This is a genomic window from Thalassotalea agarivorans (assembly GCF_030295955.1).
GTDB lineage: Bacteria > Pseudomonadota > Gammaproteobacteria > Enterobacterales > Alteromonadaceae > Thalassotalea_D > Thalassotalea_D agarivorans.
Window position 1 is genome coordinate 2,316,492 of record NZ_AP027363.1, and the last position, 21,803, is coordinate 2,338,294.

Sequence of the window (21,803 nt, forward strand, 5' to 3'; positions counted from 1 at the left end):
ACCTGTGTGTAAGACACAGGTCAATACTAATTTTAAGTCATGAGTCTAATGTGACCAATGAATATGTTTGATTTTCCACTCACCACCTTGCTTTTCAAGCACCATGGTTTCCATGCCTTGATAATCGCGGTCTTTACCTTTGTAGGTGCCTACTGTGTGAGTACGTGAAGCAGATATAGCGGTATCCCCCAAAACAGTCACTTGATGTTCTAATATTTTGCTATCGACAGCAGCTAGGTATTTCATATCTGACAACATGTGGTGATGAGCATATTCATTCGCACTTCTTTCCACACGCCCCCCTTCATATATAGTGACATCATCAGCTAACAGACTTCTCGCTGTTTTTTTGTCGCCGGTTTTTAGTGCTAGATGAAATGCAACTACTACTTTCGCAGCGGGAGTATCAGCCCCTTTAAATAAGCCTTGCTCTTTACTTTTATCACCATGTGCATTAGCAAGTAGACTGGTTGTCACTAGTAAGCTGAGTATTATCTTTATTATTTTCATTTTTAATTTCTCTTTTAAAGGTAGCTTTCAGGACCAACTAAACTTGTTAGTGCTGATGTGGTTACTAAAATGGCGAGCGCTATCATTATTTCAATGGAAATAGATTTAGATAACATTTCTCGGCCGGTTGAATTGTTAAGTGCAGGAACTAGCTTAAATTTGTGCCTTGCTGCGAGTAATAAAATTGAATTAACTAAAATCAATTTAAAAAGAAGGACTTGTCCATAAGAAGTGGTCACAAGGGCGTCAATACTGCCTACAAGCTGAATAGATAACCAAAGGCCAGCAATAATTATCAGTGTCACCATGGGAACGGCTTGCTTGCCAAATTTTTCCATTAGTATAAAAAGCTCATTATGCGCTAAAACGCTACAAGCGTACCTCAACGGTAACAACGCCCCCATCCACCATGCGATTAAAAGGACATGAAAAATTAGCGTTATTCTTTCTAGCCAAGCTAATTCGGAGACATGTCCCAATACTGAAAATGAGTATGCCAGTAGTAGCAAACTGCACAAATAAAGTAAGTGAAAAACATAGCGCTTTATCTTAGTAGGTTTACTATATACAGAAAAAACAAATGCAAATATTGCAATTGAAAAGCCAATGGAACGATAAAACGTTACTTCGCCAATAGAGGAATCCCACATGAGCTCAATCATGTCGCTATCCAGAGCTCCTCTAATACCATCTTCAGCCATTGCACCTGTGCTAGCTATGAACCATATAAAATTGGCAACGAGCCCAACAAAAATCCAACCATTGATTAGCTTTAAAAATGTCGAAGGTGTTGTTGTCGTTTTCTGTTGAGCTTTCTGTTGAATTTGATCAATAACTTGTCCAAGAAATATATAACTAGCGATACTTACAAAGCCAAGGTAAAACGAAAATTTTGACAGTACAATTAGCGTACTCCAGATATACATTTCCATAGAATTTATCACTCCAAATTAATGAACCATAAAGCCAAAGCTTTCTTTCATTTTATGGCCATCCTTACCTAAAAACGTGGCCTCAACGATGTAATTTGCAGGTGCCAATTTAGGGAGTTTCCATGAGAATTCTCTGTTCGACTCTTTCGTTGGCTTAAAACCAAATTTAATCTTTTCACCTTGTTTATTTTTAAGTGACAACTTTACGATCTTTACATTTTTAGTGAAGCTCAAAGATAAGGTCTCTGGAGACTTCATTAGCATTGCATTATCTGTAGGCATTGACGCTTTTAAACTGACATGAGCTAACGCACTCACACTAAATGTCATAATTACGACCATAATAGTTTTGATTAATGTATTCATATTTTTACCTCTTTATACTTTATGAATTAACGAGTAAATTTATCTTTAAATATAAGCTGTGAAGGCACACCAATATCTAGGATCATATTTTCAACTTCCTCCATCATTGCCGCAGGCCCACACAGATAAAACTCAGTAGCGAAAGGCTGCACATTTTCACTGAGTTGCGACAGCAATGATTTTTGTACGTAGCCTCGATTACCTTTCCACTTTGGAGAAGGTGCTGATAATGTTGGTATATAAGTGAAATTGTCATGGCTCTGCTCTAACGCTTCTAACTCACTTTGGTATAACAAGTCTTCTTCCGTTCTAGCACCATAAATCAGTATCATCTCGTCTTGATGGTTGTGCTTTTTCAATTCTTCGAAAATGATGGCTCTCAAAGGAGCCAAGCCTGAACCTGCCCCAATAAATATACGTCGATGTTTGTTAGTGCTACCGGATTGGGACATCGCAAAGAAATCAGAATATGGACCTCTAGCCGTTACTGTTTCTCCCACTTCAAGTGCCCCTAAATACGAAGATCCAATACCCGCTCTATAACCATCGGCACTGGTTTGCCAACGTATGTTAAACGTTAGTTCATCGGTTTCTTGGTCAAAATTCGCTAAGGAGTAATGACGGCTTGCACCACTGTGGGTAAACCTTCCATGAGCATATTCGCTCCAGTATTTTTCAAATGCCTGGGGCATATCATTTGGACGCAAATCATTCATACCTGCTGGTATGTCAAATTCCATATACGCCCCCGCTTTGTATGTAAGTGGGTTGCCAGACTTAACCTTAAATTTCACTTCCTTGATGAATGGGGTTATGAACTGTGATGCAACGACTATTAATTCGTGGGTTTCAATTTTATTACTGGACATGACCTCCACAGAATCAACTTCTGAAATGGTATGCTGACAGCCTAGTCGATAACCTTGAGCCAATTCTTCTTCAGTAAGCTGTTCTATTTCAGCTGAAGTTGGAGGAAGGTCATTTTCGCTCTTAAAGACACATTTGCCACAGGTTCCACCACCTCCGCAGCTAGAAGGCAAGTAAACATGCGAGTTAGCTAACCCCTCAAGGATTGAATGATTTTCAGAAGCTGAAACATCACAGCTTGTTCCCGCCTCAGCAAACGTCACAGCAACTGTTTGATTGCTTTGATGCCATTTCAATTTGAGTAATCCATTCTTGTATAGTTGGACTAACCAAATAACGCCTGTAATTGATAAGAGTAAGGTACAAATGGCAAAAACAATTATCCACCAATGATTAAAGCCACCTGAATTTCCGTAGTCCATAAAGTGCAGCTTCATCATTAGGTCTTTAAGTCTGAAATCGTCATTGGCATGTCGAAGTACTTTACCTGTCGCTGCATCTAGGTAGATGGTTGTATTGTTTTTATCTCGAACGTTAACTTTCCACATCGGATTTTGTTGAGCAACATAGTCGTCAAACGGTGGTTGTGAGAGCTCTGGTTTCAACAATTCTCCTGGACCCGAATATGATTGCTGAGCAATGATTAACACCAGTGACGAAGAAAGCTTAAAAGGTTCTCCCGTTACAGCATCGAATAATTCAGAACGGCTTTTCTGGTAACTGTGTTGGCCCGCTTGGTAAACGAAGTGATAGTATGGGCGTTCCAGAATCCATATCAGTTTTACACTTATCGGCTGAATGTCCTTTGACACACGACCTACGACAGAAACAGGTTTAAGTTCAAACGCTGATAACTTGTGGTCACTATGAGAGTGAACACGATATTCATGTCCACCTGCTTTATGATGATCCATCAAATTGAAATAAACGCCGGTTCCCAACCAAATAAGTAATTGAATACCCACCACTAAAGAAAGCCACTTATGGAGGGTTTTGCTTGATTTAATAAATGACATTAAACCGCCTCACTTTTATTTGGCGCAGCTACACGGTAGTAAGTCAGGACAGCACCAGCCAATGCGGCTAAAAGTCCTAGCGACGCAACTAGCAACAAAAACCAGTTTGAGACATTTTCACCGTCGTCATAGTCCATAATGTGAAAACGCCACATCCAATCAAATAGTCGCCAAAAGTCATGTCTTTTAGCCACTACAGCTCCTGTATTTTGATTTACATATAACGTAGGCGAAGAAAGCCCTTCAAACTTGATCTGCCAAAACGGTAGGTGTCTAGGTGACAATTCCGCTGGCATCTCAGATGCTGAAGTCATTATAGTTAATGCTTCAATCTGCCCCGAACCGGCATAGTGGTAGTTTCCGATTTTTCTGGCCATAGTTTCGTCAATCTGAGGTATAACGTCACCAGTATTTGCGTCTACCGCGACTTTGCCTTCACCCCCATTGGTAAAACGATACACTTGCTTATCCAAAAGCTTACCTAGAGAGATATCTTTAGCCTCTGGAAAATTCTCGATTAAAGAAGCTGTAGTGAAGTTAACCTCGTTCAGCTCAAGTGTTTGATTTTGATTCTTTACTAAGGTTTCGCCATGTATATGGTGAATATCCATGCTCACCATATATAAACCTGTAATAGACCAGAACAGAAACTGCACGCTAATAAACGCCATTATCCATTTGTGATATTTACGGCTGGATTTCAACAAGTTGAATGGCGGTTTTGTTGGCTGTTGAACTGTTCTAACACGCCACAGATAGTAAATTGCAGGTAGTACGATTAAGGTTAAAATCACGGCGCTAGCCATGCCTCCAACCATAGGTGCAGCTATACGACTCATGACTTCTGAGCCGGTGCCTGTTCCATAGAGAATAGGCATTAATCCAATTATAATGGTCGCCACAGTCATCATTACTGGACGGATACGCATACCTGCGCCTTCCATAATCGCTTGCGCTAATTTTTGCTTGGTGAATGGTGTATTAGCTTGTTCACATTCTTCTTTTGCGCTCTGGTATGCTTGATTGAGGTATACAAGCATGATTACCCCAATTTCCACAGCCACCCCAGCTAGTGCAATAAACCCAACACCCACTGCCACTGAAAAATTAAAACCTTCTAAATACATCAACCATAGGCCTCCAATCATGGCCATAGGCAAAGTAGCAATAATAATCGCTACTTCACTAAATGATCGGAAATTTAGATAAAGCAGAATGACAATGATTGCAAAGGTTAGTGGCAATACGTATGTAAGTTTCTCTTTAGCACGTTCCATGTACTCATATTGACCAGCCCATGTAATCGAATAACCAGCTGGAAGCTCTAGATTATTGGCCAAATAAGATTTTGCATTTTCAACATAAGTACCAACATCTACGCCATCAATGTCGATAAACGTCCAGCCATTAATTCGAGCATTCTCACTCTTAATCCCTGGAGGCCCGTTTTCAACTCTAATGTCTGCAACATCACCTAATGCTATTCGTTGACCATTAGGCGTAACAACTGGCAACCTCGCAAGCTGCTCTGGAGAATCACGATAATCCTGAGGATAACGCAAATTGACGGGGTATCTCTCTTGTCCTTCAACGGTTTGGGTAACATTCATTCCGCCTATCGCTGTAGATACAACTTGTTGAACATCTTCAATATTAAGACCAAAGCGACTCGCTTTATCGCGAGATATATCAACTTTAATGTATCGACCTCCGGCAACGCGCTCAGAGTACACAGAGGCTGTACCTGCAACCTGCGGCAGCAGTTGTTCTATTTGCTGGCCAATCTCCTGAATTGTATCCAAATCAGGACCTGCAACTTTGATCCCTACAGGCGTCTTAATCCCAGTAGCAAGCATGTCGATACGTGTTTTTATTGGCATTACCCACGCATTGGTTAAGCCCGGAAATTTAACTAACTTATCAAACTCAGCTTTCAATGAGTCGGTTGTCACACCTTCACGCCACTGATCTTTTGGCTTAAGTTGTATAAAGGTTTCAATCATGGTTAATGGTGCCGGATCTGTTGCTGTTTCAGCTCGGCCAACCTTACCAAATACGTTTTCAACTTCAGGTACCGTGCGAATAAGCTTATCCGTTTGCTGTAATAACTCCCTTGCTTTACCTATTGAAATACCAGGATATGTGGTAGGCATATACATTAAATCGCCTTCATCCAACGGAGGGATGAACTCACTACCGATTTTATCAACAGGCCAGAAGCCAACAATTGTCACTAAAATGGCTGCGACAATAGTCGCTTTCGGGAACTTCATCACCAATCTTAAAACCGGCATATACATGGCAATAAGCAACCTGTTTAACGGATTTTTCTTTTCAGAGACTATTTTCCCCCGGATAAAGTAACCCATTAAGACCGGCACTAATGTAATTGCAAGACCCGCTGATGCTGCCATTGCGTAAGTCTTTGTATAAGCGAGCGGTGAAAACATTCTGCCTTCTTGGGCTTCCAAGATAAACACAGGTAAGAATGAGACAGTAATAATGAGCAAACTGAAAAACAGTGCAGGACCAACTTCACTTGCCGCCTTAGCAACGAGTTGCCATCTGTTTTCATCTGTCAGAGGTATTCCCTTTTTATTAAGAGCTTCCATGTGCTTGTGCATATTCTCGATCATGACAATTGCACCATCTGTCATAGCACCAATTGCAATAGCAATACCGCCAAGGGACATGATGTTTGCGTTAATCCCTTGCATATACATGATGATGAAAGACACCAAGATACCTAACGGCAGCGTTATTACGGCGACAATTGAAGAACGAAGATGAAACAAAAACGCTGCACAAACTAAGGCTACAACGACTAACTCTTCGAGTAACTTTTTCCAAAGGTTGTCTACAGCGTTGTTTATCAATTTAGATCTATCGTAAACAGGGACAATTTCGACGCCTTCAGGCAGTGAAGATTTAAGTGATGCAAGTTTCTCTTTTACACCATTGATAGTTTGCTGCGCATTTTCACCAAAGCGCATGACTACAACACCACCAACAACTTCCCCCTCACCATTAAGTTCGGCTATCCCTCGACGCATTTGAGGGCCTAGATTGACGTTTGCGACATCTCCTATACGAAGGGGTGTGCCTTGCTCGTTAATACCTAATGGTATTTTTTCGATGTCTTGTACAGATTGGATATAACCTGTCGCAGTAACCATATACTCGGCTTCTGCCATTTCGACAACTGATGCACCAGTTTCCTTATTACCTCGTTTAAGCGCCATTTGGATATGGCTTAACGGTACGTTGTAGGCTCTAAGTTTGTCAGGGTCAACCTGAACTTGGTATTGCTTTACCATTCCGCCCACTGCGGCGACTTCAGACACACCTGGGACAGTTTGAAGTTCATATTTTAGAAACCAATCCTGAATACTTCTTAGTTGGCTTAAATCGTGATTACCTGACTTATCTGTTAAAGCATAAATGTATACCCAACCCACACCTGTAGCGTCAGGTCCCAATTGCGGTTTAGCCGAGTCAGGTAAACTAGAGGCTACTTGGCTTAAGTATTCAAGAACGCGGCTTCTTGCCCAATACAAGTCGGTGTCATCATCAAATATGATGTAAACATATGAGTCACCGAAAAACGAGTAACCTCGAACGGTTTGAGCACCTGGAACCGATAACATGGCTGTTGTTAGCGGGAATGTAACCTGATCCTGAACAACCTGTGGTGCTTGACCCGGATAGCTAGTTTTAATGATCACCTGCACATCCGATAGATCAGGGATCGCATCAACAGGCGTATTCTTTAATGAAAATAGTCCACCGAAGGCAATGATTAACGTTATTAGTACAACGAAAAATCGATTGCCTACAGACCATCTAATAATTGATTCAATCATTACTGGTCTCCGTATTAATGGTGCGAGTGATCAACAGCAGAGCTGTTTTGTTCATTCGAATGTGGCATAGCTGCATTACGAGAAACCTCTGTAATGACAAAGTCATCTCTAATTTCAAATGTAAAGCTAATTTCATCGCCAACATTAACGCTAGAAAGTTCAAGGTCATCTGCCAATACAAAGTCCATTGTTGCGGCAGGTCTGTCCCACTTTTCAATTGGGCCACGACTAATGTTTAGCGTGCGAGATGTGGGGTCGATAGAGTTTATTGTTCCAGTTACTGTTGCTGATGAAACTTCTGGCTGTGACATGATATGAATACCCGTAACTTCATAGCCTCCGTCTTCTGTTTTTGACACTTCGAAATGCAACATTTGGCCTGCTTTTAATGAATCGATATCAACACTATCAGCTACATTGAAATCCATCGTCATTTCTGGCCAATCCCAAGCCTCAGCTGGACCATGAGTGATGTTGGCCACTCCTTGTTTAGAGCCGTGTCCTGCGGTTACGCTATTTATTTCTCCTTCCATCCAAACTGATTCAGGAACTTCTTCATGTGTCATTCTTTTAAAGTCAGAGCTTTTGCTAGACTCTGAATCAATTAGGAATTGAGCAGATGTCACAACAACATCGTCTTCATTTAAACCTTCCAGAATCTCGATGTTTTCTTGATCAACCCGCCCAATCGAAACTTCGATAGATTTAAATTGCCCATCACCTAGAGCTAGTACTACGCGGTCTTGTTTACCCGTTCTTATAACCGCTTCCTTAGGCACCAAAACTACATTTTCGCCTTGATTAGCATGAATAGATACTTGCGCAAACATATTGGGTTTTAATTGATGCTCCGGGTTATCAAATTTCAATCTCACTCGAAGCGTTCTTGTTTTACTGTTTAAGGTTGGATAGACATAATCAACAATGCCTGCCCATTCTTGACCAGGCAGATAGTCAAGTGTCATTGAAACAGGCAACCCTTCTTTGATTAATACTGCGTCTCGCTCGAAGACTTCAGCTTCAACCCAAACTTGTTCCAATTTACCAATACTTAATAACGTATTTCCTGGCTTGACGAAAAATCCTTCACGGATTTTTAATCCATCTACAACGCCTGATTGAGGTGAGTAGAAAGTGATGCTTTGTTGAACTTTGCCATCTCGCGATAACTGTTCAATAAAATCGTTAGATAATTGCAGTGCCTTAAGGCGATCTTTAGCAGCAGAAATCAACGACTTATTGTTACGATTTAACGCAATTAGCAGCTCCTCTTGCGCATTAACGAGCTGAGGAGAGTAAAGCGTATATAAGGGCTGACCTTTCTCTACTGGGTTACCAGCTGCTTTAACAAATAGTTTTTCAATCCAACCATCAACTCGAGGATGAATATGTACGAGTTGATCTTCATCATATTGAACGTAGCCCACCGTGTTGATTTCTGAGTGCATTGTTTTCAACTCAACTGGTGACGTCCTAACCCCAAGGTTATTGACGACATGAGGAGAGATAGTAACTGCTCCCGGACCAAAGTCGTCATTCGCAGAGTTTTCCTCATATACCGGAATCAAATCCATCCCCATCGGCGACTTGCCCGGCTGATCTCTTCGATAGTTAGAGTCCATTGGTGCTACCCAATACAAAGGTTTCTTCTCACCAGACTCTTCACCTTGCTCAGATGAGGTGGGCGAACCTTGGAACATATTCAATGCGCCAGCACCTAAAATAGCGCCAATTATGGCTGCGGCAATTAATTTAATTTGAGGTTTATTGTTCGACATTATTTATCTCCAAATTTCGCATTTGAGCCATTTTTAACCCCGTCACCAACCTGATGTGAGGGTACTGCTGCGAAAAAGTAGTTGATTCGTGCAACGGTTTTTAACGTTTCTACATCAATTTTCAATGCAGCTATTCTGGCGTTCAATTCAGCAATTCTGGCCCTAACCACTTCAGCAAAATCACCATCATCGTTGGTATAAGCAGTTAAGGAAGCCTCTGCTTGTTCATGCATTTGCTTCAATAAGTTATCTTTATAGAGTGACTGACGTTCCGACAAACGATTAAGCTGCCTTAGCTCTTTTTCAACAGCACTGATCATTTGCTTTGTCAGCAATAACTTCTCTGTTTTAACTGCTTCTGACTCAGCAATCGATGCTGCAACTTGTTTATCTTGTCGGTTCTCTGTGAAAAGTGGTAAATCGAATGAAACACCTACAGAAAACAAGTCGGCTCGCTCATCACCCGAAGGCATATCGTCTCTATATCCATAACTTGCATTAACGCCCCATTGAGGTTTGTATTGCTGTTTCGCAAGTTCAATCCCTTCTTCTGAAACCTTTCTCTTTATATCTATTGCTAATATTGCGGGGTGGTCTGAAAACTCGATCGCAAGCTTATTTCTCGAGTATCCTGTTGATTTCAACAGAGACGGGTTCTCTAGCCTTATTGTCGGGAGCTGCTCTGATACCCCAAATGCATTAGGTTGCGAATCAAAATCAAATATGTCATCTAAATTGCTGCTGTCATATACGTGCAACCATTCATTCAATAGAGCAATTGTCGTTTCAAGCTTTTGCTTTTGAGCTGTAAGTCTGTCTTCCAACTGAACAATTTCAAGCTGTGCTCTAATGACATCTTGCTGCCTTGTTTTACCTACGGCGTTCGAATAACTAGCCCTTGCTACTTCGGCCATTTGTTCAAAAAGAGTCCAATCCGACTCAATAAGCGCGATAGTTTTTTGCGCTTGATAAGCATCTAACCAAAGCTCAGATACTTTAGTTCTTAATTTTGCTTTTCGGTCTTCACGCATTAAAGGGAACTTAGAAGCTTCTATTTTTAATTGTTTTTCTTTTATCTCTAAGCTGTCTCCACGGGGGAACATTTGAGATACACCAACTTTAAACTGCGTCATACCCTCTTGGTCAAAATCCCATGAATCAGTAGGCAAATTCATCATGCTTATTGAAACCTTGGGATCTGGTAGAGAGCTTGTTGCGACACTTCGATTTTCCACAGCCGACTGTTTTAGCTTGCTACCATGCAGCCAAGGATCATTTTGCTCTGCAAGAGCAAGTGCTTGCTCGAGTGATATAGTCTTTTGTGCATGAGCAGAGAAGACTGACGTGCCTAACATTAAGCTTAAAGCCAATGTTGAAATAGTCGACATCTTGCCGGTTGAGGTGAAAGTCTTCATTAGAATTGTTCCTCGTAAGTATTAACTTCTGCGTAAACCTTACTAGAACCATCTTTAAGAAGGATAAGGATCTTGTAAGGCATAAAGCGATCGTCCACTTCCATTCCTGGTGAGCCCACAGGCATGGCAGGTACAGATAGACCTATAGCATTTGGATGTTCTTCAGTTAGGAATTTTTTTATAAATTTAGCTGGAACGTGGCCTTCAAAGGCAAAGCCGCCTCGACTCACGGCAGTATGGCAAGAGCGATAGTTTGGCTTGATACCATATTTATTCTTGATAGAACTTATACTGCGGTAGTCTTTTGAATAGGCAACAATACCCTCATCTTCAATATGACTTATCCACTTTTTACAACAACCACAGGTTGGGGTTTTATAAACCAATAGTTCGAATAATTTTTCGTCTTGTCGTTTCTCTTCAGCTTGCGCAAAAAGAGGTAAAAGCATTGCAAACAATGCTATGTTAAAAAATCTAATAATCATTTTGCCCCCAGATTACTCTGGATTATTTCAAACAAAACTTCGTAAAGAGTGTTCGTTTGAGGTTTAACGTTTTGTATAGAGAGTGTGCGAGAAAGGACGCTTTAACAGATAAAGCAGACGCACTGATCCTGTGTTAGGCAAAAATCGGTGGACGATATAGAGAAGTGGGGATTGACTTAGTTTGGTTAAGTGGCTGGAAAGATACACCTTCGCTTAAACGAGCCAAATATGCAGTTTTGGGTTCAGAGCCCACAATGCTAATACTCATACACGCACTGGCGGGACATACGCAATCTGAACCACAACATTCTTCATGGTTTTGTTGGCCACTTTGGTCAACAGAAGAATGATTCATCGAGGCATGATCCATACTTGAATGGTCCATAGAATCATGGCTCATATTCATATGAGACTCGTGTGAGCCATCAGACATTTCGCAAGACATAGAAGAATACGCCAATGCTTGCCCGATAAAGGCAATCAGCATAGCAGCAACTACTAAAACTTTTGAAAGTGGCTTTAACATATAAATCTCAATTAGAAATGCATCTACAGATTATTTCATTTGGATAAAAAAGTAAATGATAGAATTAAGTAGAGTGAAGTTCACATGCTATGCTCGTTGAGAAAGCTTGCATTCTTCAAGAGAAGTCGCCTCTTTGAATTTGATTTAATAAGTCCAAAGCTCGATTCGGCTCTAACTCCAATTGATCAGCTCGGGCAGCTCCATTTAATTGCGCTTTAGGTACCAACAACCACTTTGTAACTCTCTCTGGCTCGAGGAAGGCTTTAATAAAATCTTTTTAATTTCAGGATTATCCCTTACTAAGTGTTCAAACATAGTTTCATAATTCATTATGATAATTTCCTCTTAGATTTACGACATTTCAATTAACAGATAGCTTTATCTGATAAAAAGTCCCTCTTTTAAATAGTTGAATACTTTTATTAACTCGTTTAAACCTCCTGAGCTTACGACTTCAAGGGGCGTTTTACCTTTAAAAGTGTCGTTGTGATTTGGCATTCTCATAAAACCATTAATGTTGTCTGGGTTGTTGAACATAATTTTTAACGCTTGGTCGATTTGTAAAATCAGTCTACTCCTTTCTTCAAGCTCTTTTTCATTAACTCCTAACGGCAATATCGAATCAATTTGCCGAGAGCTTGCTTTCCAGTTTTGCAAAATTTTCTGAGCTTTTGTCACTGCGTATTCGTCTACCATGGTTCACTCCTTTATTTTTACTTGCCCGCTTCGCGGAACTGAAACCAGTTGCACTGTAAGCACCTGAAAATCTGCTTTTAGATCAATTTCATCAAATATGTGTCAAGCGATATATTGGCAAAATCGGTTACATGTACAGCGTTCGGTCACGCCGAATCAATGATTTAGCAAATTCACTGTTGCAAATTTTTTAATTCTCATTATTCTCTTTTTTGAGGCCAAAATAATTTCTCTTTTGGTGAGAAATTCCTTCCTGCTTACTACTTTTAACTGTTATTCATAACTCTCTGGATTTATTCACAGCTTGCTGTGGTACATAACGATAAGTTTGAAATCAAACAAACGCCGTATACCAATTTAAAAAATTCGAGCGACTCAAACACCGGATTTACCACCACGCGTATAACGTTGACTGCGTGGAATTTCAGCAGGAAGTTGCGAATACAACCAATCTTTGTCGTGCTTAAACAGCCAGGTATAACTAGAGGAAACTGCCTTCTTTACTTCTTGGCGGGAAGTACTGCTTTGAACAGCCGAAATTAACTGGCCACGATGCTTCTTGAGTAGATTGTGAAAACGAATTTTCTTTCTAAGCTGAACAATTTCAGGGTGACAAGAAAGTATTTGCTCAACTGCCCCCACTGACGTTTCCACCGAAGCAGCTATATTTTGCGTAGACAAGCCAACTAAGAGCTTACGCCATATTTCACGCCTTTTGCCTTCGTCAATAAATTGAGTGCGTCTATGGATAGTAATTCCATATATCTGTGAAATTTTCTTCGTATAACCTATGCTCACTCCGCACAGAATAGAAGTCCGCCTTAAGCTATAACCATTTTCTAAAAAGCCAAGAATCTTTTTGTCAGGCATACTGCGAGCTAAGTTATCACCATTTACTTCAACCTCAGAATCGACGCAAGGTTCTTGCCCTTTTTCAAATAAACGATATATCGACATAAATTCATCAAATGTATTAAACATATGACCAATAACTAGCAAATGCTTTAGAGGATGAAATGTCTTACTTTTTCCATACAACAAGTTTGCTGGATACTGCCAGGGTTTGGACTTGCTTAAAATCTGTGAAATTTGCGGATCATCGCAAATAGACTCCCAATAAAGCCTTAGGTGTTTTCGCCATTGACTAATCTTAATGCGAATTGACTGGTTACATGTTGCTAACCCGAGTTCTACTAAACGATGACGATAAACACGATTAATAATTTCTGAATTAAGCCCATACCCACCCAACTTAAATATGTTTTGGCTTAGCATTGCGAGTTTCACTGCTTTTTCATTTACTGTGCTAAGACTTGCTTTTTCAGTTGGAGGCAATATTAAGCGTTTTCGGTTTACCTTTATGCCTTCGAGTCTACAGTCATGAATTGCACAAGCTAAAGCGCCTGGCAGTTGATGCTGTAAATGCCAATAGCACCATGCATACTTTTCGATGTCTTGTTTCGTACATAGTGGGCAATACTTTAGTTCTCCTGTCATTTTTGAACGGTTAGCAACCAACGACATTTTTGATTCTAAATTTAATGTTCCACCAGCCAATAAAAGCTCTTCAACTTTAGTGGATACTGCTTTTGATAAGAATGTTCGATACAAGGGATAAACAGTATGCTTATACAGCAACTGCTGAAATGGAATACCTGAGAATGACGAAACTTGAGATATGAAGCTAGGAAAAGAGGCACTCCATTGCTTACTTGAGCTTCCTATTCTGTATTTTAACGCACACGCCAACGTTGGATAACCATCCATTAAACAACAGCGAGTAAGGTAACTATAAATGGTCTCATCTGGCAGGAGTACTAACATAGTACCTCCCTACAATAACGGCTAAATAACAGGTGAATTATTGGCGCATAATCATAACTTTTAAACACATAAGTACTGACATTAAATGCGGGATGCTCTGAGTTATTCCTGCCATTTGGCAAAGGTGTTAAATGATTTAATAAGTTGAGTGAGTCAATCCAGTTTCCAAATAAGTCTTGCTGATCTCTAATTTGTTTTCTCTCAGCTACAGACCACTGCCGCTTAAATTCACCAAAACCGTACTGTACTTTGAAGCATTCTTTAACTTTATTTTTATCAAACTTTAAACTTCCATTTAAAATACCGTTTGCACTTCTTTCGATCCATAAATCGTCGTAACTATCTTCTCTGTGACGCTCTGAGAATGTACTTCCACATTTAGGGCAACTCGCTGAGGGGCCAGGCCCTTGCAAAATTGAAGACCAAGCAAAACCGCAGCTCTGACAACCAGATAATAATAATGCCCCATGTTTTGTACATCGTTTTTTGAGCGGAAATTGGTGTTCACAATGCCAATAAGCGACTCCACACTCACCTTCATCATCGAATATACATTCAGGGCACCACTTCCAGCCTTTATGAACCTGTTCCAGATTTGCATGTTTGAGTTGTAACTTGCTGGGATACTTTACTTGCTCCGCCAATACAGTGGAAAAGTCACTTTCAATTAAACTGGTATAAACATTTAATAACGTATTGTTAAGCGCTAATTGATGGTGGTATTTGGGTAAGTATTGCTTGAGAATATCGGTATAAACAGATTGCCAATAACTGTTCGAATTAACTTTACTAACATTTGATGACACTCGTTTAGCTACTTTAACGTATTCCTTCCGGCCTTGGGGTAAGACGTAGCGCATTAAACATCCAAGAAGGTGCTCTTTTTCAAAAGGGGCAGGAAAGTGATAGACGCTCATAAGCACTAGCCTTTATGATCATTATTAATGTCCGGAACACTTACCCGCTTTTGGATTTTTTTTCCTTTCTGTTCTTCCAATGCCCAAACAACATTATTAGCATCATCTCGGTTCAATAGATTCTCTAGCATGTCTTCATTGCCCGTTTCGTGCAAACGTCTTAATGCTTCAGCTAACGGACCGAATTGTTCAATAAATATGTCTTCCAGTAGTTCTTCTTCAGGTATATCTGTCACACTCAACGCTATTCGATGATAAAGCTGCGCTAACCTCGTGATAACAGCTAATAAGCCAGCACTTAAAGTCGCTACCTTAAATTTAAAAGATTCACTAAACCCCTTTTGCTTCTGACTGAGGGATGCGGGAAAGAAGGCACTAAATAAATCATCAAATAAGTCGGAGTCTATCGGGGCAAGCTCAAACACATAGATCTGATCAGAATAGACGCGACGAGTTGTCGTTATTACATCGAGGTTATTCGAAAACTCAGCTGGCACAGGATCAAATAACTTTAAGCCTTCCGGCGTACAACTGGTTAAAGTCGGTACAGACAACTTATTAAAAAGAGCTTCGACGGCTTGCAAAGTAACAGAGTTTCGCCCCGAACCAAACTTCAACATAAATTGCATTTCATCAATGTGAATAAACCCGATATTGTACTTTAGTATCAGTAGTTGCATCGCCGCATAATGATGCTCTATTCCCTCTGATTTTCGCCCCTTCCATTCATTGTAGTAATTGCTACCAATTGCCATGTCTATAGCTCTAAAGAACGCTAATGCGAGTGCTTTAGGTGAGTCACTAGCTGGCATATCAAAGCTTAACCATACAATTTGAGTTAGCTTCTCTGGTGTATTATCAAACTCTGGATGAATGATCACCTGTGGAATTGCTAGCAGTGTTCGTCGAATTGTTGTTGTTTTGCCGCTACCCGAAGGGCCGGTGACAACAGCGTTACTAGTGGTTGTTAGCGGACTAAGAGGAGAAACAAATATTTTTTCATAGATCTCATCACGCTTTTTAAGCATTGATAAACTTGATAACTCTCTTTGAAACCTCCGAATTTCGGGTTTCCTAGGATCTCGGTTAATATATCCAAATAAAATTGCAGACAAAATATCTTCATAAAGTGCCGCAGACCAAGGGTGTACGACATTAATACAGCTCAGTCGATGTAATGCTGTTTTTTGATAAACACCGTTTAGACTTTGAATATTACTTGGTAATTTAGGAATATATCCTATTTCACTTTCAACATCGTCTGTATCTTTAACCGTGATAGCCCGGATCAATGGATTATCGTTTAACCATTCATCTTGATGATTATGATATTCAGCCTCTTCAATGAGCACAGGTTTAGGAAAAGCTGGGTCGAATAATTTCATTTGTCCCCCTTACCATTATTTTTTGAACGCTGTAGTCGAGAGTTTAAGCTTCGTTTCTTTGGCTTCTTAGTTTGAGGCTTTGTTTGCATTTCCTCATGATCGCCCTCACTTGCTTCTGTCTTCTCTATTTGCCCAATCGCTTGCTTATTACGTTTATCAATCTGAGCTTTATCAATAATCGCTTGCTCATCTTTTCGTTCTTGAATACCTTTTTGACGGGACTTTACTGTATTTTCAGGTATCCCACTTATCCCTTCTTTATTCCTATCAAGTAAGTCACGCTGTTGCTGCTCTTTGATTAATTCTTGCCTCGTTTTTTCGCGTTTGGCAGCATGCTTTTCTCTAGCGTATTCGTGCTGACGAATGGCCACAGCCTCCCAAGTCTGACGCATAAATCGACGACTTTTATCAGGTTTTATTTTCAAAGCGATGACTTCGTTTTCGGGCGTTTGATACCAAATTAAATCCGCTGAAACTCTACTCCATTTAACCGTAATCGGAAAAACTCCGAACTGCTTGGCTCGAAAATACCACTTTTGCTGCTTAGCATAAGGAGACGTGTAGTAAACTCCTTGAAACTTAATACCCTGAGCTGTAACTGAAGCCTCGTTTTCAGGAAGACACGCTAATCTGATCCGACCCTCATCTTTTTCAGTTGTTGGGTTACCACCTCCCATTTCTTCACCGATAAAAAAGTCAAAGATCGACTGAGCAGAAAGACCCGCACGTTTTTTTGCCGCTTTAAAATCATGATGTTCTTCTCTTAGGTTTGTATGGTTTTGATAGATTACCTCTAAAATAATCGCTTGATACAAAGACTCTAAATCCCAAACGGCGTTTTGCGATGGGTCCTGCTCTTCTCTGCGTACTTCATATACTGCACCTGGTTGATAATGAAGAAAGCTATCGTTAATAACACCGAATTTTCTTTCGGCTACAGCCTTAGCAACCCCCATATAACTTCGGGTCTTTGTCCACTCCTGAATACCTAAATTTGCTTTTAAAAGTGGCGATATATTCCCCAATGAATACTCTCCACCATTATCACTATTAATCCAGTAACATAGATGGTGGCATGGCCAATCTTTTTTATTTATTTTAAGACCATAGCGTGCAGCAAAAGAGACTTTATCCATAAATGCATTAACTAACGCCTCAGCAGCTCCAACCCAGTCAGGACCATGAAACCCTATATATATTCCAACAATACATGTAGAGAAAACGTCGACAACGACATAAAGCACAGGTCTCCCCATAGATAATCTTTCATTCTCTGAATATGGGTAACGAACGTGGATATCCATGACTGTTGCATCAATCTCATATAAATGCGTTGGCCCGATTAAAAACTCCCATGTAGATCCACTTCTATCAGCATGATCTTTATCAAAAACAATCTGTCCTTTGGCTGCTCTGATTTTATCTTCTTGAGTTATAAACTTTTGAAAATGGTATCTAAATTGCGCATCAGATAAACAATCAGGCTCTTCATCCCATTTTAGTTTTTTATTCGTACCATAGGGGGTTGCCTCATCAACAAATCGGCATTCATTTTCACGCCGATACAATAACCGGGCTCGAGCAGTAATATTTTTTCGTGCTGAGCTAATAACAGCCGTAACAGTTTTCTTAATTTTTTTTATTTCTTTTTTAGTGATCCCTGGAGCCACTGAAAAAACGGATTGATGCAAATGACCAAGCAGCTTAGGTGAAATAGTTTTACGTCCACGCTTTACATTTTCTACCCCACGTTCTTCAGGGATAAAATAATTACTACCGCAATTCTGATAGTCAAAAGGTAACAAAGCATTGTTGGTGCAACCATAAGTGATATAGCGATTTAGCTGTCTGTAATAATTACTAGATTTTTTCCAAATAGAGTTTTCTATTAGTAGAGCTCCTATTTTTTCTCCAACCCCGCTCCCGTATAAATATTCACGTACAGTGTCCTCGTTAAGTAAAGAACCTACTATGTTGAGCTTTTTATCCCGTTTAGCTACCCAATGCTCTTTGCCAGACTTAATTAATTTTTCATCGTCAAAATTAATCCATGCCGGCAACATTTCAACTGTCCGGTGTAGTTTGTTTTTTTTAATATAATCGGCAAATTTTTCAAAATTATATACCTTAGGTTTACAACAAGGCTTTCCTTCTTCTAAACGAACCAAATCAACCACAGCAATCAGAGCTAGATCTATTGCTACGTGGCAAACTTTAACTTGAATAGATTGCTTGATATCGCTAAAAACTTCATTAACGCTAAACATTACGCGTTCACCGCTACCGGCTCTGAAAGCCTAATTGGATATTCAATATTGAGACTGAGTTCATGATGATATGCAGCAAACTGAAAGATTGCTTGGGCATCTCGAAATGAACTGTTCATAAGCTTACACACATTGCTTAAGTGTTCTTCTAGCCATGCCCGAGGGTTATTCTTGTGACTCTTGATAAAATACGCTTTAAATTGCTCCAGTTCTTGCTGCCCAACATCTAAGTCATGCTGCATCTGAAACCAAGTAATATTTTGAACAGCTACCTTTGAGGAGTCTCTTTCAGTTGCCTGAATAAATTTGACGCTCTTTTCTAGCCAGTAAATTTCTTCTATCTTATTTTTTTGCCAAGTCCGCCAGCTCTTTTGGATGACAAAACCATCTTCAGAATATTGGTAAATGGCATCCCAATATTTAAAGTTATAGGATTGTTGGTAAACCTCACCAGTCTCGAAATCAACACGATCAACTAACAAGTCAGTTGTCATGATATACAATTCTTTAGTCTTCCAATTTCTGGGGTGAATAAATTTTAAACTTTTAGCTATTTCCAGTGTTTTTGGTAGGTGCAGTGGAAATTGCTCTCTAATACCGAGAATATCTGGCTCAAAGATCAGTCGCTTATAAGCATTTGCTTCTCCATCGCTAAGAAGATGAATTAATCGTTTCTGTATAGGGCAGGAATATAAATGTCTTCGACTAATAGAATTAACATCGTCAATAGTGATAAACGGGCGATAATATTGAAAACGATGCGCCAATTTTTGCTTACGAGCATCATCACACTTTTCTTTCCACTCTCTAAGTCTGGCTAATTCTTTTATGTTTACTTTATAAATCGGTTTCATTTTTACACCTATATCCAATTAATTCAGATATAGAGTAAAAACAAAACAAGATCAACATAAGTAATTGATTTACATACTATTTAACTAATTACACTTTCTGTCAATTTGATTTTTTTATTTAAATATTTCAAGTTCTTGTATTTACAGATTTCAATTTATTAGCGAGTTAATGTACGAAAAAAAATTAAAAAAAACAGCCCTATTTACAAAGGCAATTTAAATCAGACTAAAACATTGGTTAATTTTAGTTGAAGTGAACAAATATGCTCTTGCATGATTGCTATCTCTGAGCGCTTCAACAACAAAGCAATATTACTTTCATAAAATAAGAATATTGAATATTACTTTTAAATAAGTAGCCATTACTCTTGATATAAGCCGCTAATGCCCAAACCTATAATAATTAAGTAGTTTTACTATAATTTTAATTTCCAATTACTATCAGGAAGCAACGTATTAAAATAAGGATTTAGTTTGAAAGGTCGAGGATTAACCCCAGCTCATCAAGGATATCGATATCAAGATATTTTTACAGCGTATTTTTTTATGCGATGCCTTAGCGAAAGGTATGAATATATTTCTGTAGATAAAAAGCGTTTTGATGGTGATATATTTGACGATCTGCATATTCAACAGGGGCTTCTTACTAGACACTTCCAAGTAAAATCTAGCAGAAACGAAACAAAGCAATTTCACCATTCTCAGCTCTATCGAAAATCCTCTGACATTCGAATTGACTTGCTATTCGATAGTTTCCTTAAATCTGATAGCAAAGAGGACCTTTATATTTTATGTGCTACCTGGCTGCCCCCAGTAGAAACTAAATATTTGCGTGAAACTCGAACTTGTAAAAGTATCGAAAACACTTCAAGCTGGTAAGGCCCTAGTTCACTAAACAGTTCTTAGCTTTATAATATATAAAACTAAGAGGTGTAATAATGAGCCGTCAGCGCTATACAGAAGAATTTAAAATCCAAGCAGTCAAACAAGTAACAGAGCAAGGTCACTCGATGACTTCCGTTGCTGAGCGATTGGGAGTCAGCTACAAGTCCATTCATGATTGGGTAAAAAGATATTCCAAGCCCGCCAAGCAGCGTCAAGTAGATGATGCCCAATCTGATGAAATACGTCGCTTAAAAGCCGAATTAAAGCGGGTTACAATGGAACGTGACATCTTAAAGGAGGCCGCCGTGTACTTTGCAGGGGAGTCAAAGAAAAGTACACGTTCGTGAAATCTCGACTCAAGCAATATCCTGTCGAGTTAATGTGTCAGGTTCTTAACATCAACCGCAGTGGTTTTTATGCCTGGCAGAAAAAGCCATTGAGTAATCGTGCAATCGAAGACCAAAGGCTGTTGGGCAAGATTAAACAATTCTGGCTCGAAAGTGGCTGTACCTATGGTTATCGCAATATCACGATTGACTTGAAAAATGATGGTGAGATATGCGGTAAAAATCGCATCCATCGGATAATGCGAACCAATAAAATTAAAGCTATCAGAGGTTACAAACGCCACCGAGGCTTTGGAAATAATAAACAACATCCCGCAGCGCCTAACACTTTAAATAGGGAGTTCAAGGTGAATAAGCCCGATCAAACGTGGGTGACAGATTTCACATATATCCGCACTTACGAGGGGTGGCTATATCTCACGGTTGTGATTGACTTATTTTCTCGAAAAGTCGTTGGCTGGACGATGAAAAGCAGCCCCAAATCTGACCTAGTAATCGATGCTTTACTGATGGCCGTATGGCGTCGAAGACCACAAAGTAAGGTGCTGGTTCACTCTGATCAGGGAGTCCAATATACCTCCTCTGATTGGCGTAGCTTCTTAAAAGAGCACAACTTGGAAGCTAGCATGAGTCGGAAAGGTAATTGCCATGATAACGCCGTGGCGGAGAGCTTTTTCTCATTGCTCAAGAAGGACAGAGTTAAACGTAAGATCTATAAAACCCGTGACGAAGCAAGGGCTGAGATATTTGACTACATTGAATGTTTCTACAATTCAAAAAGAAATCATGGTACAAATGGTGGTGTTTCTCCAAACGAATTTGAGAAACGTTATTTTAAGGAGCTAGAAACTGTCTAGAATTCTGGGGCCT

The 21,803-nt window shown here is 39.7% G+C and carries 17 protein-coding genes; 2 read left to right on the top strand and 15 right to left on the bottom strand.

The window, feature by feature from the left end:
- Positions 1-45: 45 nt before the first annotated feature.
- The 15 genes from QUD85_RS10580 to QUD85_RS10650 all read right to left on the bottom strand — a co-directional run bounded on the left by QUD85_RS10580 (position 46) and on the right by QUD85_RS10650 (position 19,701).
- Positions 46-510 carry a YybH family protein gene (locus QUD85_RS10580; protein ID WP_093328089.1) on the bottom strand — a complete coding sequence of 155 codons (465 nt, stop codon included), beginning with the start codon at positions 508-510 and terminating at the stop codon, positions 46-48.
- Positions 511-524: 14 nt separating this feature from the next.
- Positions 525-1,442 (bottom strand): copper resistance D family protein, encoded by a 918-nt coding sequence (locus QUD85_RS10585; RefSeq protein WP_093328088.1) that lies wholly within the window; start codon positions 1,440-1,442, stop codon positions 525-527.
- An 18-nt stretch (positions 1,443-1,460) separates the two neighbouring features.
- A complete protein-coding gene (locus QUD85_RS10590) occupies positions 1,461-1,808 on the bottom strand; it encodes a copper resistance CopC family protein (RefSeq protein WP_071815622.1) in 348 nt (115 codons plus the stop codon).
- A gap of 26 nt (positions 1,809-1,834) precedes the next feature.
- The gene (locus QUD85_RS10595; protein ID WP_093328086.1) at positions 1,835-3,691 is read right to left on the bottom strand and encodes a 2Fe-2S iron-sulfur cluster-binding protein; all 1,857 of its coding nucleotides are present in this window, start codon (positions 3,689-3,691) and stop codon (positions 1,835-1,837) included.
- Positions 3,691-7,554, bottom strand: a complete 3,864-nt coding sequence (locus QUD85_RS10600; RefSeq protein WP_093328085.1) for an efflux RND transporter permease subunit — start codon at positions 7,552-7,554, stop codon at positions 3,691-3,693. The genes QUD85_RS10595 and QUD85_RS10600 overlap by 1 nt, the downstream gene beginning before the upstream one ends.
- Before the next feature lie 14 nt (positions 7,555-7,568).
- The gene (locus QUD85_RS10605) at positions 7,569-9,332 is read right to left on the bottom strand and encodes an efflux RND transporter periplasmic adaptor subunit (protein ID WP_093328083.1); all 1,764 of its coding nucleotides are present in this window, start codon (positions 9,330-9,332) and stop codon (positions 7,569-7,571) included.
- A complete protein-coding gene (locus QUD85_RS10610; protein WP_245732065.1) occupies positions 9,332-10,747 on the bottom strand; it encodes a TolC family protein in 1,416 nt (471 codons plus the stop codon). Before QUD85_RS10610 ends, QUD85_RS10605 begins: the two co-directional genes overlap by 1 nt.
- Complete coding sequence (locus tag QUD85_RS10615) at positions 10,747-11,232, bottom strand: DUF411 domain-containing protein (RefSeq protein WP_093328082.1); 486 nt, start codon at positions 11,230-11,232, stop codon at positions 10,747-10,749. Before QUD85_RS10615 ends, QUD85_RS10610 begins: the two co-directional genes overlap by 1 nt.
- A gap of 133 nt (positions 11,233-11,365) precedes the next feature.
- Complete coding sequence (locus QUD85_RS10620) at positions 11,366-11,758, bottom strand: hypothetical protein (protein ID WP_071815626.1); 393 nt, start codon at positions 11,756-11,758, stop codon at positions 11,366-11,368.
- Between the two features lie 378 nt (positions 11,759-12,136).
- Positions 12,137-12,454 carry an antitoxin Xre/MbcA/ParS toxin-binding domain-containing protein gene (locus QUD85_RS10625; RefSeq protein WP_093328081.1) on the bottom strand — a complete coding sequence of 106 codons (318 nt, stop codon included), beginning with the start codon at positions 12,452-12,454 and terminating at the stop codon, positions 12,137-12,139.
- 375 nt (positions 12,455-12,829) lie between these two features.
- On the bottom strand, positions 12,830-14,221 hold the full coding sequence (locus QUD85_RS10630) for a TnsD family Tn7-like transposition protein (RefSeq protein ID WP_407705065.1): 1,392 nt from the start codon (positions 14,219-14,221) through the stop codon (positions 12,830-12,832).
- Positions 14,222-14,271: 50 nt separating this feature from the next.
- Positions 14,272-15,195, bottom strand: a complete 924-nt coding sequence (locus QUD85_RS10635; protein WP_093328078.1) for a TniQ family protein — start codon at positions 15,193-15,195, stop codon at positions 14,272-14,274.
- Positions 15,196-15,200: 5 nt separating this feature from the next.
- Positions 15,201-16,580, bottom strand: a complete 1,380-nt coding sequence (locus QUD85_RS10640; protein WP_093328076.1) for an ATP-binding protein — start codon at positions 16,578-16,580, stop codon at positions 15,201-15,203.
- Positions 16,577-18,847, bottom strand: coding sequence for a hypothetical protein (locus QUD85_RS10645; protein WP_093328075.1), 2,271 nt, complete (start codon positions 18,845-18,847; stop codon positions 16,577-16,579). The genes QUD85_RS10640 and QUD85_RS10645 overlap by 4 nt, the downstream gene beginning before the upstream one ends.
- Entirely contained in the window at positions 18,847-19,701 is an 855-nt protein-coding gene (locus QUD85_RS10650; RefSeq protein WP_093328073.1) for a TnsA endonuclease N-terminal domain-containing protein, read from the bottom strand. The genes QUD85_RS10645 and QUD85_RS10650 overlap by 1 nt, the downstream gene beginning before the upstream one ends.
- 474 nt (positions 19,702-20,175) lie before the next feature.
- Between QUD85_RS10650 and QUD85_RS10655 the strand changes: the two genes are divergently transcribed.
- Together QUD85_RS10655 and QUD85_RS10660 are read left to right on the top strand one after the other, a co-directional pair.
- Positions 20,176-20,580, top strand: a complete 405-nt coding sequence (locus tag QUD85_RS10655; protein WP_093328071.1) for a hypothetical protein — start codon at positions 20,176-20,178, stop codon at positions 20,578-20,580.
- 59 nt (positions 20,581-20,639) lie between these two features.
- A protein-coding gene (locus QUD85_RS10660) for an IS3 family transposase (protein WP_286218627.1) occupies positions 20,640-21,790 on the top strand; the annotation gives its coding sequence in 2 pieces (ribosomal slippage) (positions 20,640-20,874 and positions 20,874-21,790; 1,152 coding nt in all).
- The last annotated feature ends 13 nt before the right edge of the window (positions 21,791-21,803 follow it).

Coding starts and splice junctions, on each gene's coding strand:
- QUD85_RS10580 (WP_093328089.1), bottom strand. CDS start 510: ATGAAAATAATAAAGATAATACTCAGCTTACTAGTGACAACCAGTCTA.
- QUD85_RS10585 (WP_093328088.1), bottom strand. CDS start 1,442: ATGGAAATGTATATCTGGAGTACGCTAATTGTACTGTCAAAATTTTCG.
- QUD85_RS10590 (WP_071815622.1), bottom strand. CDS start 1,808: ATGAATACATTAATCAAAACTATTATGGTCGTAATTATGACATTTAGT.
- QUD85_RS10595 (WP_093328086.1), bottom strand. CDS start 3,691: ATGTCATTTATTAAATCAAGCAAAACCCTCCATAAGTGGCTTTCTTTA.
- QUD85_RS10600 (WP_093328085.1), bottom strand. CDS start 7,554: ATGATTGAATCAATTATTAGATGGTCTGTAGGCAATCGATTTTTCGTT.
- QUD85_RS10605 (WP_093328083.1), bottom strand. CDS start 9,332: ATGTCGAACAATAAACCTCAAATTAAATTAATTGCCGCAGCCATAATT.
- QUD85_RS10610 (WP_245732065.1), bottom strand. CDS start 10,747: ATGAAGACTTTCACCTCAACCGGCAAGATGTCGACTATTTCAACATTG.
- QUD85_RS10615 (WP_093328082.1), bottom strand. CDS start 11,232: ATGATTATTAGATTTTTTAACATAGCATTGTTTGCAATGCTTTTACCT.
- QUD85_RS10620 (WP_071815626.1), bottom strand. CDS start 11,758: ATGTTAAAGCCACTTTCAAAAGTTTTAGTAGTTGCTGCTATGCTGATT.
- QUD85_RS10625 (WP_093328081.1), bottom strand. CDS start 12,454: ATGGTAGACGAATACGCAGTGACAAAAGCTCAGAAAATTTTGCAAAAC.
- QUD85_RS10630 (WP_407705065.1), bottom strand. CDS start 14,221: ATGGATGGTTATCCAACGTTGGCGTGTGCGTTAAAATACAGAATAGGA.
- QUD85_RS10635 (WP_093328078.1), bottom strand. CDS start 15,195: ATGAGCGTCTATCACTTTCCTGCCCCTTTTGAAAAAGAGCACCTTCTT.
- QUD85_RS10640 (WP_093328076.1), bottom strand. CDS start 16,580: ATGAAATTATTCGACCCAGCTTTTCCTAAACCTGTGCTCATTGAAGAG.
- QUD85_RS10645 (WP_093328075.1), bottom strand. CDS start 18,847: ATGTTTAGCGTTAATGAAGTTTTTAGCGATATCAAGCAATCTATTCAA.
- QUD85_RS10650 (WP_093328073.1), bottom strand. CDS start 19,701: ATGAAACCGATTTATAAAGTAAACATAAAAGAATTAGCCAGACTTAGA.